15 protein-coding genes are annotated in these 13269 nt (G+C 60.4%); 9 read left to right on the forward strand and 6 right to left on the reverse strand.

The window, feature by feature from the left end:
* Positions 1-896 precede the first annotated feature (896 nt).
* Positions 897-1523 carry a transcriptional regulator gene (locus HBJ59_RS23830; protein ID WP_167664936.1) on the forward strand — a complete coding sequence of 209 codons (627 nt, stop codon included), beginning with the start codon at positions 897-899 and terminating at the stop codon, positions 1521-1523.
* A gap of 1 nt (position 1524) precedes the next feature.
* Here HBJ59_RS23830 and HBJ59_RS23835 read toward each other — a convergent pair whose 3' ends face one another.
* Entirely contained in the window at positions 1525-1902 is a 378-nt protein-coding gene (locus tag HBJ59_RS23835) for a RidA family protein (RefSeq protein ID WP_167664937.1), read from the reverse strand.
* Positions 1899-2864, reverse strand: a complete 966-nt coding sequence (locus HBJ59_RS23840) for a threo-3-hydroxy-L-aspartate ammonia-lyase (protein ID WP_167664938.1) — start codon at positions 2862-2864, stop codon at positions 1899-1901. The genes HBJ59_RS23835 and HBJ59_RS23840 overlap by 4 nt, the downstream gene beginning before the upstream one ends.
* A gap of 114 nt (positions 2865-2978) precedes the next feature.
* Here HBJ59_RS23840 and HBJ59_RS23845 point away from each other — a divergent pair, with 114 nt between their 5' ends.
* The 6 genes from HBJ59_RS23845 (at position 2979) to HBJ59_RS23865 (ending at position 9659) form a co-directional block, all read left to right on the forward strand.
* Entirely contained in the window at positions 2979-3590 is a 612-nt protein-coding gene (locus HBJ59_RS23845; RefSeq protein ID WP_167664939.1) for an LpxA family transferase, read from the forward strand.
* 1145 nt (positions 3591-4735) lie between these two features.
* Complete coding sequence (locus HBJ59_RS31690; protein ID WP_256670883.1) at positions 4736-5029, forward strand: hypothetical protein; 294 nt, start codon at positions 4736-4738, stop codon at positions 5027-5029.
* A 246-nt stretch (positions 5030-5275) separates the two neighbouring features.
* Positions 5276-7990 (forward strand): magnesium-translocating P-type ATPase, encoded by a 2715-nt coding sequence (gene mgtA / locus HBJ59_RS23850; RefSeq protein ID WP_167664940.1) that lies wholly within the window; start codon positions 5276-5278, stop codon positions 7988-7990.
* Between the two features lie 138 nt (positions 7991-8128).
* Positions 8129-8332: a hypothetical protein gene (locus tag HBJ59_RS23855; RefSeq protein WP_256670884.1), complete on the forward strand. Its 204-nt coding sequence runs from the start codon at positions 8129-8131 to the stop codon at positions 8330-8332.
* A gap of 31 nt (positions 8333-8363) precedes the next feature.
* Positions 8364-8711 carry a DUF2493 domain-containing protein gene (locus tag HBJ59_RS23860; RefSeq protein ID WP_010171459.1) on the forward strand — a complete coding sequence of 116 codons (348 nt, stop codon included), beginning with the start codon at positions 8364-8366 and terminating at the stop codon, positions 8709-8711.
* Positions 8712-8855: 144 nt separating this feature from the next.
* A complete protein-coding gene (locus HBJ59_RS23865) occupies positions 8856-9659 on the forward strand; it encodes a hypothetical protein (RefSeq protein ID WP_167664941.1) in 804 nt (267 codons plus the stop codon).
* Positions 9660-9836: 177 nt separating this feature from the next.
* Here the strand turns inward: HBJ59_RS23865 and HBJ59_RS23870 are convergent, their stop codons facing one another.
* Positions 9837-10556, reverse strand: coding sequence for a tellurite resistance TerB family protein (locus HBJ59_RS23870; protein WP_167664942.1), 720 nt, complete (start codon positions 10554-10556; stop codon positions 9837-9839).
* Between the two features lie 124 nt (positions 10557-10680).
* On the opposite strand from HBJ59_RS23870, the gene HBJ59_RS23875 reads away from it, so the two are divergent.
* Positions 10681-11208 carry a DinB family protein gene (locus tag HBJ59_RS23875; RefSeq protein WP_167664943.1) on the forward strand — a complete coding sequence of 176 codons (528 nt, stop codon included), beginning with the start codon at positions 10681-10683 and terminating at the stop codon, positions 11206-11208.
* Position 11209: 1 nt separating this feature from the next.
* On the opposite strand, the gene HBJ59_RS23880 is transcribed toward HBJ59_RS23875, so the two are convergent.
* Positions 11210-11665 carry a GFA family protein gene (locus HBJ59_RS23880; RefSeq protein ID WP_167664944.1) on the reverse strand — a complete coding sequence of 152 codons (456 nt, stop codon included), beginning with the start codon at positions 11663-11665 and terminating at the stop codon, positions 11210-11212.
* A 233-nt stretch (positions 11666-11898) separates the two neighbouring features.
* Between HBJ59_RS23880 and HBJ59_RS23885 the strand changes: the two genes are divergently transcribed.
* Positions 11899-12183, forward strand: coding sequence for a hypothetical protein (locus HBJ59_RS23885; RefSeq protein WP_167664945.1), 285 nt, complete (start codon positions 11899-11901; stop codon positions 12181-12183).
* 1 nt (position 12184) lies between these two features.
* Here the strand turns inward: HBJ59_RS23885 and HBJ59_RS23890 are convergent, their stop codons facing one another.
* Both HBJ59_RS23890 and HBJ59_RS23895 read right to left on the reverse strand, forming a co-directional pair.
* Positions 12185-12820, reverse strand: a complete 636-nt coding sequence (locus tag HBJ59_RS23890; protein ID WP_076013982.1) for a LysE family translocator — start codon at positions 12818-12820, stop codon at positions 12185-12187.
* Positions 12821-13028: 208 nt separating this feature from the next.
* A complete protein-coding gene (locus tag HBJ59_RS23895) occupies positions 13029-13220 on the reverse strand; it encodes a hypothetical protein (RefSeq protein WP_023658809.1) in 192 nt (63 codons plus the stop codon).
* Between the last annotated feature and the right edge of the window lie 49 nt (positions 13221-13269).

The raw sequence follows: 13269 nt of genomic DNA on the forward strand, positions 1-13269 counted from the left end.
TGTGGGTAGTTTCCTCTGGCGTGTTTGCTTTCGTCTAATATCGGGTTGGTATGGTTTGATACTCTTTTGGTATGGGTATATATCCGTTATTTAGGTAACGGCCACCTATGGTTTCGCTCTTACAGCGAGTCACTTTTGGCAAACGCCCGGAATGCCGGCCCAGCCAAAAGTAACCAAAAGGTCTTTGCCCCACCACTCGGTGCCTCGCCCAGGCTCGGCATGCCCGCACTCCGGCCATGTGGTTGACGGGGCCCGCAGATCAAAATCAAAAGCGAGAGCACAGCGGCGTACAGGCCGGCTTGAGTGGTAAAAGCGAAAGCAAAGCTGCTTTTCTGTAGGAGCGAGCTTGCTCGCGAAAAACCTGAGACCGCCGCGTTCATCCAGAATGCCAGCGTCATCGTTAACGACCTTCGCGAGCAAGCCCGCTCCCACATTTGGACCGTGCCCGCTTTAGCTTCTGATTTTGCTGTTGCTTCACCACACTCAAGCCGGCCTGTAGGCCGCTGTGCTCTTGATCTGCTTGTGATCTTGATCTTAGGCGCCCCGTTAAACCACGCTGGCCGAACGCAGGCTTTGGAGCGTGGGTAACCCGGCAGGACGCCGGGTTAGCCGCGCTGGGCCATGGATGGCCCATCGCGGCGGCCCACGCTCCAAAGCCGGAGTGAGGGCACACCGAGCATTAGCGAGGTGCCGAGTGGTGGGGCAAGAGCGTTTTGCTTACTTTTGCGCTTTTCAAAAGTGAGCCGCTGTAAGAGCGGAACCCATACAAGCCATCACCCAAATAACGGATATACCCCCCGACCAACCCCACACCTCAGCAAGGCTTCCGGTATATCCCCCGCACACTCCAAAAAGGCCAAATTGACGGTCTATCCACTACTGGATATGTTGTCTGAATGAAAAAGCACACTCCCGAACAAGCGGCCTTGATCAGCCAACTCGAACAGATTGCCGAAGGCCTGAGCAAGACCTTCAGCCCGTTTTGCGAGGTCGTACTCCACGACCTGCGCGACCCCCAGCACGCAATCATGGCCATCCACAACAACCTCTCCGGGCGTCAACCGGGTGACCCCGCCACCGAGCTGGGCCTGGCGCGGATCGCCGATCCCGATTACCCGCAGGTGATCGCCAACTACCAAAACCAGTTCGCCGACGGCCGCCAGGTCAAGAGCACCTCCATCGGCATCAAGGACTCCACCGGCAAGTACGTGGCAGCCTTGTGCATGAACGTTGACCTCTCGCTGTTCCGGGGCCTGCAGGGCATGCTGGAACAATTCGGCTCGGTCAGCGGCGACCGGCCCGCCGAGTCGCTCGACCCGTCCGGTGCAGATACCATTCGTGCGCGCATCGACCAGTTCGCCGCACGCCTGGCGACCACCCCGCGTGCCCTCAAGGCTGCCGACCGGCGCTTGTTGATGCAAGAGCTGAAAGAGGCGGGCGTGATGGACATTCGACGTGCCATGGAAACCGTTGCCTCGCACCTCGGGGTCTCACGGGCGGCGGTCTACACCTACGCCAAATGACCTACGCCGAACGCGCCACGGCTTCGATTTCAATCAGGTAGCCGTGGTGCAATTCCGGCACCGGCACCACCGCGCGGGCCGGGCGGTGCTCCCCCAGCGCAGCGGCGTACAGGCCGTCAAATTCAGGCCAGTGCTTCACGCCCACCACATACACGGTGACTTTCACCAGGTCTGCGGGCGAGCCGCCTGCCGCCTTCAAGATCGCCAACAGATTGTCCAGGGCCACTTGGGCCTGTTCGGCAAACGACGCCTCAAGGTTGTGACGCCCATCGGGGCTCACCGGCAATTGCCCGGAGATGTACAGCGTGCCCTGATGACTCACGGCCTGGGCGTAGTGCCCGGCAGGCACCGAGGCTGTGGGGGTGTGGATGATGTTCATTGTGGAGTGCTCAGCAGCGTCGCATAGGTTTGGAGGTCGACGTTGCCGCCGGTCACGATAATGCCCACGCGTTGGCCCCGGAACTGATGCTTGAGGTTTCGCAGGGCCGCCAGACCAAGGCAGCCGGTGGGTTCCACGACCATTTTCATGCGCTGCATTAAGAACTTCATCGAGGCCACCAACTCGGCATCCGAGACGGTGAGGATATCGGTCACGCTCTCGCGAATGATCGGAAAGGTGTGGTGGCCCAAGTGCTGGGTCTGGGCGCCATCGGCGATGGTAGCGGGTGTGTCGATGTGCACGATGCTGCCGCTCTGGAATGAACGCTGGCCGTCATTCCCGGCTTCGGGCTCGACCCCGTACAACAGGCAATCGGGCGACAACGCACGGGTGGCCAAGGCGGTGCCGGAGAGCATGCCGCCACCGCCCAGGCCGACGAACAAGGCGTCGAGTGGGCCGGTAAATTCCAGCAGCTCCTTGGCGGCGGTGCCCTGGCCGGCCAGCACGTCCGGGTGGTCGTAGGAAGGGATCAGGGTCATGCCGTGTTGCTCGGCCAGAGTGCGACCGATCTGCTCGCGGTCTTCGGTGATGCGGTCGTAGAACACCACCCTTGCGCCATATTCCCGGGTAGCGGCGACCTTGGCGGCGGGGGCGTCGGTGGGCATCACGATGGTTGCCGGCATCTGCAACAAACGGGCGGCCAGCGCGATGCCTTGCGCATGATTACCCGAGGAAAATGCCACTACCCCGGCCTTGCGCTGTGCCTCGTCAAACCGTGAAAGCGCATTGAACGCCCCACGAAACTTGAACGAACCGGTGCGTTGCAGGTTTTCGCACTTGATAAACACCTGGGCGCCGGTCTCGGCATCGAGGGTGCGAGAGGTGTACACCGGCGTGCGGTTGGCGAAGCCCTCCAGGCGTTCGGCGGCGTTGATCACGTCATGGTACGAAGACGATTGCATGGAAGGGATCTCTCGAAGGTTGTTATCTGGATAAAATATCCATATCTGTACAAACTGTAAAGTCATGTTTCATGCTAGCGTTTCGGACTTCTCTGATCTGTAGAGGGCTCGACGTTGATTCGACTCACCGATTACATCGCTGATTTTTCTCGTTCTCCGCTGGCGCCCTGGGCTGATCTGGCGCCTTGGGAACTGGTTACCCAGGCGCCTGGCGTGGTTCGCCAATTGCTGGCGGGGCTGTCTGACGAAGATTATGAAATTCATGACGAGATTGCCGTGCACCGGACGGCGATCGTTGAAGTAGGTGCTGTTTTAAAAGCGCCGCTGATTGTTGGTGCTCACTGTTTTATCGCTGCCGGTGCTTACCTTAGGGGTGGTTGCTGGGTGGATGAATATTGCATTTTTGGGCCTGGCGCAGAGCTCAAGACATCCTTTGTTTTCAGCGGCAGCAAGTTGGCGCACTTCAATTTTGTCGGTGATTCGGTGCTGGGGCGCGGGGTTAATCTGGAGGCTGGGAGCATCGTCGCCAATTACCGGAACGAGCGTGACGACAAGCAGGTGCAGGTGCGCGTTGACGGGCAGTTGCAGGGTACTGGTTGTGACAAGTTTGGCGCGTTGTTGGGGGATCAGTGTCGGGTGGGTGCCAATGGGGTGTTGGCACCGGGGGCGGTGCTTGCGGCGGGGAGTGTGGTCAGGCGGGGGGAGGTTTTTGATTGTGAGGAGTAGGGGGTGGGGGTACATATCCGTTGCTGCGGTAACGGCGGCTTATGGTTCCGCTCTTACAGCGGGTCACTTTTGGCAAACGCCCGGAATGCCGGCCCAGCCAAAAGTAACCAAAAGGTCTTTACCCCACCACTCGGTGCCTCGCCTAGGCTCGGCATGCCCGCACTCCGGCTCGGCTCCGCGGGCCGCTCCACCGTGCCTGCTTGCGGCCATCGTGGTTGACGGGGCCCGCAGATCAAGATCACAAGCAGATCAAAAGCAAGAGCACAGCGGCCTACAGGCCGGCTTGAGTGTTAAAAGCAAAAGCAGAGCTGCTTTCCTGTAGGAGCGAGCTTGCTCGCGAAAAACCTGAGAACGCCGCGTTGAATCAGGATGCCATCGTCATCGTTAACGACCTTCGCGAGCAAGCCCGCTCCCACATTTGGACCGTGCCCGCGTTAGCTTCTGATCTTGCTGTTGCTGTTGCTTCACCACACTCAAGCCGGCCGGTAGGCCGCTGTGCTGTTGATCTGCTTTTGATCTTGATCTTAGGCGCCCCGTTAAACCACGCTGGCCGAACGCAGGCTTTGGAGCGTGGGTAACCCGGCAGGACGCCGGGTTAGCCGCGCTGGGCCAAGGATGGCCCATCGCGGCGGCCCACGCTCCAAAGCCGGAGTGAGGGCACACCGAGCCCAAGCGAGGTGCCGAGTGGTGGGGCAAGAGCGTTTTGCTTACTTTTGCGCTTTTCAAAAGTGAGCCGCTGTAAGAGCGGAACCCATATCAAAAATCACCTAAATAACGGATATGTCCCCCCACCTATCCACCACACACAGATCATTTATCAATAACCACACTTACCACTGCAACTTCCCCACCATCTATCTGAACAAACTCTGAACCAGTAACAAATTAAGTCATTAACCGTTGACATCCGGCAACTGCCTGAGTAAATTCCCCGTGCCTGCAACTCAGGGCCATTTTTCAACCTCACAAAAGAAGCCAATGGACACAGTATCTAGTCGCTGTCCGATCACCGTGAATGCGGCAAATCGGGCGCCAAACCCAGAAAAAATGACGGGACTCGCCTTTCCGGCCGAGTAAGCTGCGCTAGAGCCTGACGCTCCAACGTAACTGCCTCACCGGATGCCAGTCCGGTCCCGAGGTGTGTTATGACCTTTCAACTGATTGTTTTGCCTGATCTGCGCACGCTGGCCGCGGCCCTGCGTGCCAAATTGTGCCGCGAGCCCGTAGGCTTTTCCCCTACCCGCAGCGCCTTTGTTACCTCCTCCCCCCGCGTGTGCCCCGCTCCCCGGGCGCACTGGCATATCTGCCCTACCACCGGCCACCTGGTCCAGCAATGGGACCACGCCGACCCTCAAGACCCACAGAGACGGGACGTTTCCAGCCTGGTCGCGCAAGCGAGCCTGATGCTGAGCCTCTACGTGGACGCTCGCGCGGCGTAAGCCGGCTGGAAACAGCAACTTCCTGATTATCCGTTAATTGTTTAGCTGGAGTTCTCTATGGACGAAGCCAGTAGTAGCCCGCTGCGCGCTAGTTAACTAACGCGCTGTTAGCGGGCCTGTAGAAAGTTACCCAACACTTTATTTAAACCGATCGCGCAGTCAGCGACTCGGCATGCTTTCGCTCGCCTGTCATCAGGTAAGTACCGGGTATGTTTTGTCGAAAAATTGGCGACAGGAGTACACACAATGAGCGCAGTAAAAAACCCGAAACTGCACAAGAAAAACGGCACGGACACCGACACCAAGCTGTCGATGCGCGCTGCCCGCGAAGCCCAGAATGGCCTCTCGGCAACCCTCGCCAATGTCCGGGCAACCAAGGATGGCCTGACCGAGCTGGATGCCTCTGCTCGCCTGCAACGTGAAGGCTACAACGAGGTGGCCCACGACAAGCCGCCTCACGCCATCGTGCAATTCCTCCAGGCACTGAACAACCCGTTCATCTATGTGCTGCTGACCCTCGGCGCCATCAGCTTCGTCACTGACTACTGGCTGCCACTGCAGGACGGTGAAGAAGCCGACCTGACCAAAGTCATCATTATCATGACCATGGTCATGCTCAGCAGCCTGCTGCGGTTCTGGCAGGAACACCGTTCGGCCAAGTCCGCCGAGGCCTTGAAGGCCATGGTGCGCACCACCGCCACCGTGTTGCGCCGCGAGCAAGTAGGCTCCAAGCCGACCCTGCGGGAAGTGCCGATGCGCGACCTGGTGGCGGGCGATATCGTGCAGCTGTCTGCCGGCGACATGATCCCGGCCGACATCCGCCTGATCGAGTCCCGCGACCTGTTCATCAGCCAGGCCGTGCTCACCGGTGAAGCCTTGCCGGTGGAGAAGTACGACACCCTCGGGGACGTCACGCAAAAATCCGCCACCTCAATGGCAGCGGACCAAGGCAACCTGCTGGACTTGCCGAACATCTGCTTCATGGGCACCAACGTCGTCAGTGGCCGGGCGCAAGCCGTGGTGGTTGCCACCGGCCCGCGCACTTACTTTGGCTCCCTGGCCAAGGCGATTGTCGGCTCCCGGGTGCAAACCGCGTTTGACCGTGGGGTGAACAGCGTCAGTTGGCTGTTGATTCGCTTCATGCTGGTGATGACGCCGATCGTGTTCTTCCTCAACGGTTTCTCCAAGGGTGACTGGAGCGATGCCTTGCTGTTCGCCCTGGCGGTCGCAGTAGGCCTGACCCCGGAAATGCTGCCGATGATCGTCAGCGCCAACCTGGCCAAGGGCGCTACCGCCATGGCCAAGCGCAAGGTGGTGGTCAAGCGTCTCAACGCGATCCAGAACTTCGGTTCGATGGACGTGCTGTGCACCGACAAGACCGGCACCCTGACCCAGGACAAGATCATCCTCGAGCACCACGTCAACGCCTTCGGCACACGTGATGACTCGGTGCTGACCCTGGCCTGGCTCAACAGCCATCACCAGAGCGGCATGAAGAACCTGATGGATCAGGCGGTCGTCCAGTTCTCGGAGCAGAATCCGAAGTTCCAGGTGCCGTTCGCCTACAGCAAGGTGGATGAACTGCCGTTCGACTTTATCCGCCGTCGCCTGTCGATTGTGGTCAAGGACGCGCAAAACGATCACCTGCTGGTGTGCAAGGGCGCAGTCGAGGAGATGCTGAGCATTTCCACGCACGTGATGGAAGGCGATGTTGCCGTCGAGCTGGATGATCGTCGTCGCAACGAGTTGCTGGCGATTGCCCAGGACTACAACGAAGACGGCTTCCGGGTGCTGGTCCTGGCCACCCGCAACATTCCCAAGGCCGTCGCACGCAAGCAGTACACCACGACCGATGAACGCAACCTGGTGATCCGTGGTTTCCTGACCTTCCTCGATCCACCAAAGGAAACCGCGGGCCCGGCGATCGCCGCCCTGCGCGAGATCGGCGTGGCAGTCAAAGTGCTCACCGGCGACAACGCCATCGTTACCAGCAAGATCTGCCGTCAAGTCGGCCTGGAGCCTGGCGTACCGTTGCTCGGGACAGAAATCGAAGCAATGGACGACGCCACCCTCAAGCTGCGGGTTGAGGAACGCACAGTCTTCGCCAAGCTGACGCCGCTGCAGAAGTCGCGGGTACTGAAGACCTTGCAGTCCAACGGCCACACCGTGGGTTTCCTCGGCGACGGCATCAACGATGCACCGGCCCTGCGGGATGCCGACGTAGGTATCTCGGTGGACAGCGCGACGGACATTGCCAAGGAATCCGCCGACATCATCCTGCTGGAAAAGAGCCTGATGGTGCTGGAAGAAGGCGTGCTGAAAGGCCGCGAGACCTTCGGCAATATCATGAAGTACCTGAACATGACCGCCAGCTCCAACTTCGGCAACGTGTTCTCGGTGCTGGTGGCCAGTGCGTTCATTCCGTTCCTGCCGATGCTGTCGATCCACCTGCTGCTGCAGAACCTGATGTACGACATCTCCCAGCTGGCCTTGCCGTGGGACAAGATGGACAAGGAATACCTGGCCAAGCCACGCAAGTGGGATGCGAAAAACATTGGCCGCTTCATGCTCTGGATCGGGCCGACCTCGTCGATCTTCGACATGACCACCTTTGCCCTGATGTGGTACGTGTTCTCGGCCAACAGCGTGGAAATGCAGACCCTGTTCCAGTCCGGCTGGTTCATCGAGGGGCTGCTCTCGCAAACCTTGGTGGTGCATATGCTGCGCACCCGCAAGATCCCGTTCTTCCAGAGCAACGCCGCATGGCCGGTGATGATGATGACCTGCATCGTGATCGCGCTGGGCATCTACGTACCGTTCTCGCCGCTGGGTGCGATGGTCGGCCTGGAGCCGCTGCCACTGGCGTACTTCCCATGGCTGGTGGGCACCCTGGTTGCCTACTGCTGCGTGGCACAACTGATGAAAACCATTTACATCCGCCGCTTCAAGCAGTGGTACTGATCGGCTCTCTGTAGGAGCGAGCTTGCTTGCGAAGGTCGTTAACGATAACGCGGGTGTCCTGGCTAAACGCGGTGCTCTCGGGTTTTTCGCGAGCAAGCTCGCTCCTACAGTAACCGCAGCCTTTGATGGAGAGAGGCGATGAAAACACTCATGAGCTACCTCGACAACGCCACACGCGCCGTATTGGTGTTCGCCCTCGCCCAAGCCGCCAAGACGGTGATGGTGCTGGGCGTGCGGCTTTACGCGCGCAACCTGCTCAGCGCCGTGGAAATGCGCTTCATGCTGGGCTTTTCCAGCAGCTTGAACAGCACGTGCATCCGCTTGCTGCGTCCGCGTCGATAAATGGCAATACGCAATACAAGGAAACATCACCATGCGCGTCTTGATCTGTGCAGGTCGTCATTACGCCGATACAAAAATGTCTCGCCAGGTGCTGGACGCCTATCACCGCCTGCGCCCGGTGCAGGTGTTGATCCACGGCGGCAGTCAGTTCCTGGGCAGTGACGTGGAGGACTGGGCACGGGAAACGGGAGTGGATGTGGTGCGTTACCCACCCAACTGGCAACGCCATGGCAAGCAAGCCGAACGTCACCGTAACCAGTTCATGCTCACCGACAGTCGCCCCGACGTGATCATCGCGCTGCCCGGCGGCGATGACACCTCGGAACTGGTGAGCCAGGCCAAGGCCTGTGGCATCCATGTGCTGACTGTAGACAGCTGAATCAACCCTTATTGGAGCATCCAGACATGAAAGAAGAACCCAGTTGTAGCCGCACCCCGTTGCACACCTTTTTCTATTTGAATCACGGCGCGTCCCTGCCAAGTCCGGTCGGGACACGCCTCCGGCTGTTGATCGAGGTTCACCATGTACAAGAAACACACCCCTGACGGTTTCGCTAAATACCGCAACCGCACCACCCACCTTACCTTCCATCCCCTGCCCGCCTCCAAGCGACGCGCGGTGCGGCGCAACCTGATCTTCGTCGGCGTGACGGCGGGCATCGTGCTGGTGCTCAGCCTGATGTCGAATGCCAACGCGGCCGGCGGCTCCTACGTGGTCGATGATGGCGCGATCAATGCCCCGGGCGAATGCAATGTCGACGCCTGGTTCACCGCCAATCGGCACGACGGCTCCACCCACAACGAAACCCTGGCGCCGGCTTGCACCTCTACCGCCATTCCCTGGTTGCAGTGGACCGCCGCCGTGTCGCGAGCCAACCATGATGGCGACGGGGAAACCCAGGTCAATCCGCAGCTCAAGGCCCAGTTGTGGGCCCGGGAAGACCTGGGCCTGGAACTGGCCGCGTCTGCCGGCGTGCATTACGCGCTGAACCGTCAACATTCGTTTGATGGCGCGGACTTGAATGTACCGTTTACCTGGCAACCGCTGGAGGCCCTGCGGCTGAACTTCAACGCGGGTTGGAGCCATGCCTATAACGACGGCGACCAGACTCATCGGCCGACCTGGGGCACCGGGTTTGAATACAGCGTGATGGATTCGCTGACGCTGATCGCCGAACGTTACGGCCAGCAAGGTGGCGACCAGGCGTGGCAGGCGGGGCCGAGGGTACACATCGGCAAGAATGTGGATGTGGACCTGGTGGTGGGGCGCAGTTTGATCGGGGATCAACATCAGTGGCTCACGACGGGGGCCACGCTGCGGTTCTAACCCAGACGATGATCAACCTGTGGCGAGGGAGCTTGCTCCCGCTGGGGCGCGAAGCGGCCCTAAAACCTACGACCGATTTCTATCTGAAAGCACACGGTCGATTGTTTTGGGGCTGCTGCGCAGCCCAACGGGAGCAAGCTCCCTCGCCACATATTTGGTATGACAGTAAATAGCGATTTAAACCTGTCCCTTGGCCTGCTGCTCCAGATGCACCTGCAACGCAGGATCAATCTTCAACTGCCCCGCCAGTTCATCCAGGTAACTGCGCTCCGCGTCCTGCTGGTCATCCACCAGCAGCACACTGACCAGGTACACCTCGGCCGCCACCGCCGGGTCCCCGGCAAACTCGGCAAAATCCGCCGCATTCAGCGGCTTGGCCACCTCGGCATCCAGCCACGTCTGCAATTGTGGATCATCGGTGTGCTTGCCGATTTCGGCCGAGATCATCTGCTGCTCGCGCTCATCAATCTCGCCATCCGCCTTGGCCGCCGCGATCAATGCGCGCAGCACGGCGTGGCTGTGTTCTTCGACCTGCGCGCCAGACAGCTGGTCAACCGTCTGCAACGCCTCCTGCGGTGCCGACGCCTGTTGCCGCTGCCAGGCCTGATACGCCTGGAACGCCATCATGCCCAGGGACGCCAGCGCCGCGTAGTTGGTGCCGCCCGTGCGCCCTTGCGGCGCGGTGCGGGTGCCGCCGAGCATGCCTCCCAGTCCACCGAGCAAACCACCGAGGCCGCCACCGCCTGAAGCCGAAGCACCGCCGCCGCCCAGCAAACCGCCAAGCAGCCCGCCCAAGCCACCCAGCCCGCCCTGAGACGCGGGGGCAGAGCCGCCCTGTTGACTCGTAGAGCCTTGGCCCGCGCGCAGCAATTGTTCCAGTAGATCGCCGGTATTCATGGTGTCACCCTCCCAGGGCGCAGAGTTCCAGATCAACAACAATAGACCGGCTGCGCCAGAACACCATGACCGCCCGACAGGCGCGCTTTATGATGGTGCCACCCGCCTATCGAGGAAGCCCCACGTGACCCGTACCGAGCAGATTGCCTTGATGGCGACCTACAACCAGTGGATGAACCGCAAGGTGTACGAGGCGGCCGGCGGCCTGAGCGACGCGGATCTGATTGCCGACCGTGGTGCGTTCTTCGGCTCGATCCTTGGCACGCTGAACCACCTCGCCCTGGGTGACCGCGTCTGGCTCAAGCGTTTCGCCGAACATCCGGCAGGCTTTGCCGCGCTGGCGCCATTAAGCGCTTTGGCATTGCCGCCACGCCTGGATCAACTGGCCTTCGCCAATATCCGTGAACTGTCGGCCCATCGCGCCTGGCTCGACCAGATCATCATCGACTGGACGCAATCCATCAGCGAGCCGGAGCTGGATCAGCCACTGGCCTACCGCAACATGGCAGGTACGGCCATGCACAAGAACTTTCATGCGTTACTCGTGCACTTCTTCAATCACCAGACCCACCACCGGGGCCAGGTGACCACGCTGCTGACCCAGGCCGGGCGCGACGTGGGCGACACCGACCTGCTGGCGCTGATGGATTAGTTCAACCGGCGCTGTATTCGGCGTACGCCTGAATCAGCGCGGGAAAATCCTCCCGCTCCGGGAGCTGCGCAAAGCTGTGCTGCGCCGGCGTAGACGCCCACGGCAGCTTTTCGCTGGTCCAGGTTTCAATAAACGGCACATAACCGCTGACATCATCAAACATGGTGGGCCGCAAGTTGATCAGGTCCTCGACGCCATTCGGGCGGGAGAACATCCAACTCATGCAGTGCGGGCAGCAGTAATGGCGGTCTACGCCATGCAACCCGCCGATCACCGGGTTGCCCTGGGTGATGGTAAATCCACTGGCGGGGATCAGCGCGCTCAGGGAGAACGCGCTGGACGACATCTTCTGGCAACCGGTGCAATGACACGCCATGGTAATCAGCGGTTTTTCGGTCACGATAAACCGCACCCGATCACAACGGCAGCCGCCTTCCTGGGACTCTTGATGACTCATCTTCCACTCCATTCACATTGTGTGTGTGCCTGGAGAGTAAACGAGCGAGTGCCTCACGAATAGCAGCAGGCGCTATGGGTGTCGTCGGTCGCGAAATACCCTCAAACGAACGCATGGGGCAGCGAACTGTCATAAAAGACAGAGCGGTGAAAGTCAGCCAATGGCTGCCCGCCCTGCCCGCGCGCATCAACAGCTTGCCGATGCGACGCATCCCCCCAGAAGGAGACGCTTACATGGTCATTCACTTCAAAGTCGCCGGCCACCTCGCCTGCGGTCATCACGGCAATAACCTCCCTTCCAGCACCGAGCTGAAGCGGGTCAAATGCCGTACCTGCCGTAACACCGAAGCCTTCAAGGAAGCCCGCCGCACCCAACGCAACGCCGCCCGACGTGCTGCACGCAGATCAAAAGCGGAACATGTCGCCGGTGATTGGCGCAGCGCCTGGACACAGCGCCTGACTGACCTGCCAGGCCGTCAGCGCCTGCCACGCGGTTTCAGCGGCCAGCCATTCGTCTAGCTCAAGCAGCCGGAGCACGACGATAGGCGGCCAACAGCACGCCCATTGTCACCAGCAAACCACCCGCCCCACGGTTGAAGCGCTGCAAGTGTGCGGGCCGCAGGCGACTGAGCAGGCGCGCCCCACACACCGCATAGAACATCATGATGCTGACGTTCAGCACACACAGCGCCAGCAACAGGCACGCGTACTGCGGCAGTTGCGCCTGGGTGCTGTCGACGAATTGCGGCAGGAACGCCGACATGAACAACAACGCCTTGGGATTGGAAATCGCCACGAGGAAGCTGCGGGTGAAAATACTCGCAGTGCGAGTGCCAGTGTCCTCACCTTCGCCCACGGTCGGTAGCGCGGCTTGGGGTGCGCGCAGCATCTGCCAACCGATCCAGATGAGGTACGCCGAACCCATCCATTTCAGCGCCTGAAACAACCCTTCGCTGGCCGCCAGCAACAGCCCCAGGCCGCAGGCCACCGCCGTTACCAGCAACGCGTCCGCCAACACCGCTCCGGCCATGCCCCAGAACGCCGCCTGCAAACCGTGGCGCGAACCGTTTTGCAGGGCCAGCAAAACCGTCGGACCGGGAATCGCGATAATCGCGGCGCTCATCATGACGAACAGAAATAAAGTTGCCAGGGACATGACAGGTTCCTACGGGCTAATCAGCTGCGAATCATCCCAAAATATCCGCTGTGTGGCGAGGGAGCTTGCTCCCGTTGGGCTGCGCAGCGGCCCCAAAATCCTGGGAGCGCTTCGCACTCCAGCGGGAGCAAGCTCCCTCGCCACCGTTTATGTATTGCTCAAGCGAGACCCAATAAAAAGCCCCGGACTGACCGAGGCTGTTGAGGGTTCAAGCATCGTTGGCTACCGGCCTCGACCGCGCCTTGTATCCCGGCAGTGCAGCGGCATAGGCCAGTGCCTGCTCCCGGGAGCCGAAGGATGCCAGGCGGTCAGCCTTGGTACAGACCCGCCACGGGCCACTGTTGACCTGCACGATGTCATAGCCGTTGAGATGCAGTTTGTTCAGCATGGGCGTGCTCATAGTCACCTCTCTCTCCAGAGATAATCCAGGTGTTTGCCCGGTCTACCAT

It is taken from the genome of Pseudomonas sp. AN3A02 (assembly GCF_011765255.1).
Classification (GTDB): domain Bacteria; phylum Pseudomonadota; class Gammaproteobacteria; order Pseudomonadales; family Pseudomonadaceae; genus Aquipseudomonas.

Bases quoted from the DNA above. Each gene is read 5' to 3' on its own strand.
- HBJ59_RS23830 (WP_167664936.1), top strand. From the start codon at position 897: ATGAAAAAGCACACTCCCGAACAAGCGGCCTTGATCAGCCAACTCGAA.
- HBJ59_RS23835 (WP_167664937.1), bottom strand. From the start codon at position 1,902: ATGAACATCATCCACACCCCCACAGCCTCGGTGCCTGCCGGGCACTAC.
- HBJ59_RS23840 (WP_167664938.1), bottom strand. From the start codon at position 2,864: ATGCAATCGTCTTCGTACCATGACGTGATCAACGCCGCCGAACGCCTG.
- HBJ59_RS31690 (WP_256670883.1), top strand. From the start codon at position 4,736: ATGACCTTTCAACTGATTGTTTTGCCTGATCTGCGCACGCTGGCCGCG.
- mgtA (WP_167664940.1), top strand. From the start codon at position 5,276: ATGAGCGCAGTAAAAAACCCGAAACTGCACAAGAAAAACGGCACGGAC.
- HBJ59_RS23855 (WP_256670884.1), top strand. From the start codon at position 8,129: ATGAAAACACTCATGAGCTACCTCGACAACGCCACACGCGCCGTATTG.
- HBJ59_RS23860 (WP_010171459.1), top strand. From the start codon at position 8,364: ATGCGCGTCTTGATCTGTGCAGGTCGTCATTACGCCGATACAAAAATG.
- HBJ59_RS23865 (WP_167664941.1), top strand. From the start codon at position 8,856: ATGTACAAGAAACACACCCCTGACGGTTTCGCTAAATACCGCAACCGC.
- HBJ59_RS23870 (WP_167664942.1), bottom strand. From the start codon at position 10,556: ATGAATACCGGCGATCTACTGGAACAATTGCTGCGCGCGGGCCAAGGC.
- HBJ59_RS23880 (WP_167664944.1), bottom strand. From the start codon at position 11,665: ATGAGTCATCAAGAGTCCCAGGAAGGCGGCTGCCGTTGTGATCGGGTG.
- HBJ59_RS23885 (WP_167664945.1), top strand. From the start codon at position 11,899: ATGGTCATTCACTTCAAAGTCGCCGGCCACCTCGCCTGCGGTCATCAC.
- HBJ59_RS23890 (WP_076013982.1), bottom strand. From the start codon at position 12,820: ATGTCCCTGGCAACTTTATTTCTGTTCGTCATGATGAGCGCCGCGATT.
- HBJ59_RS23895 (WP_023658809.1), bottom strand. From the start codon at position 13,220: ATGAGCACGCCCATGCTGAACAAACTGCATCTCAACGGCTATGACATC.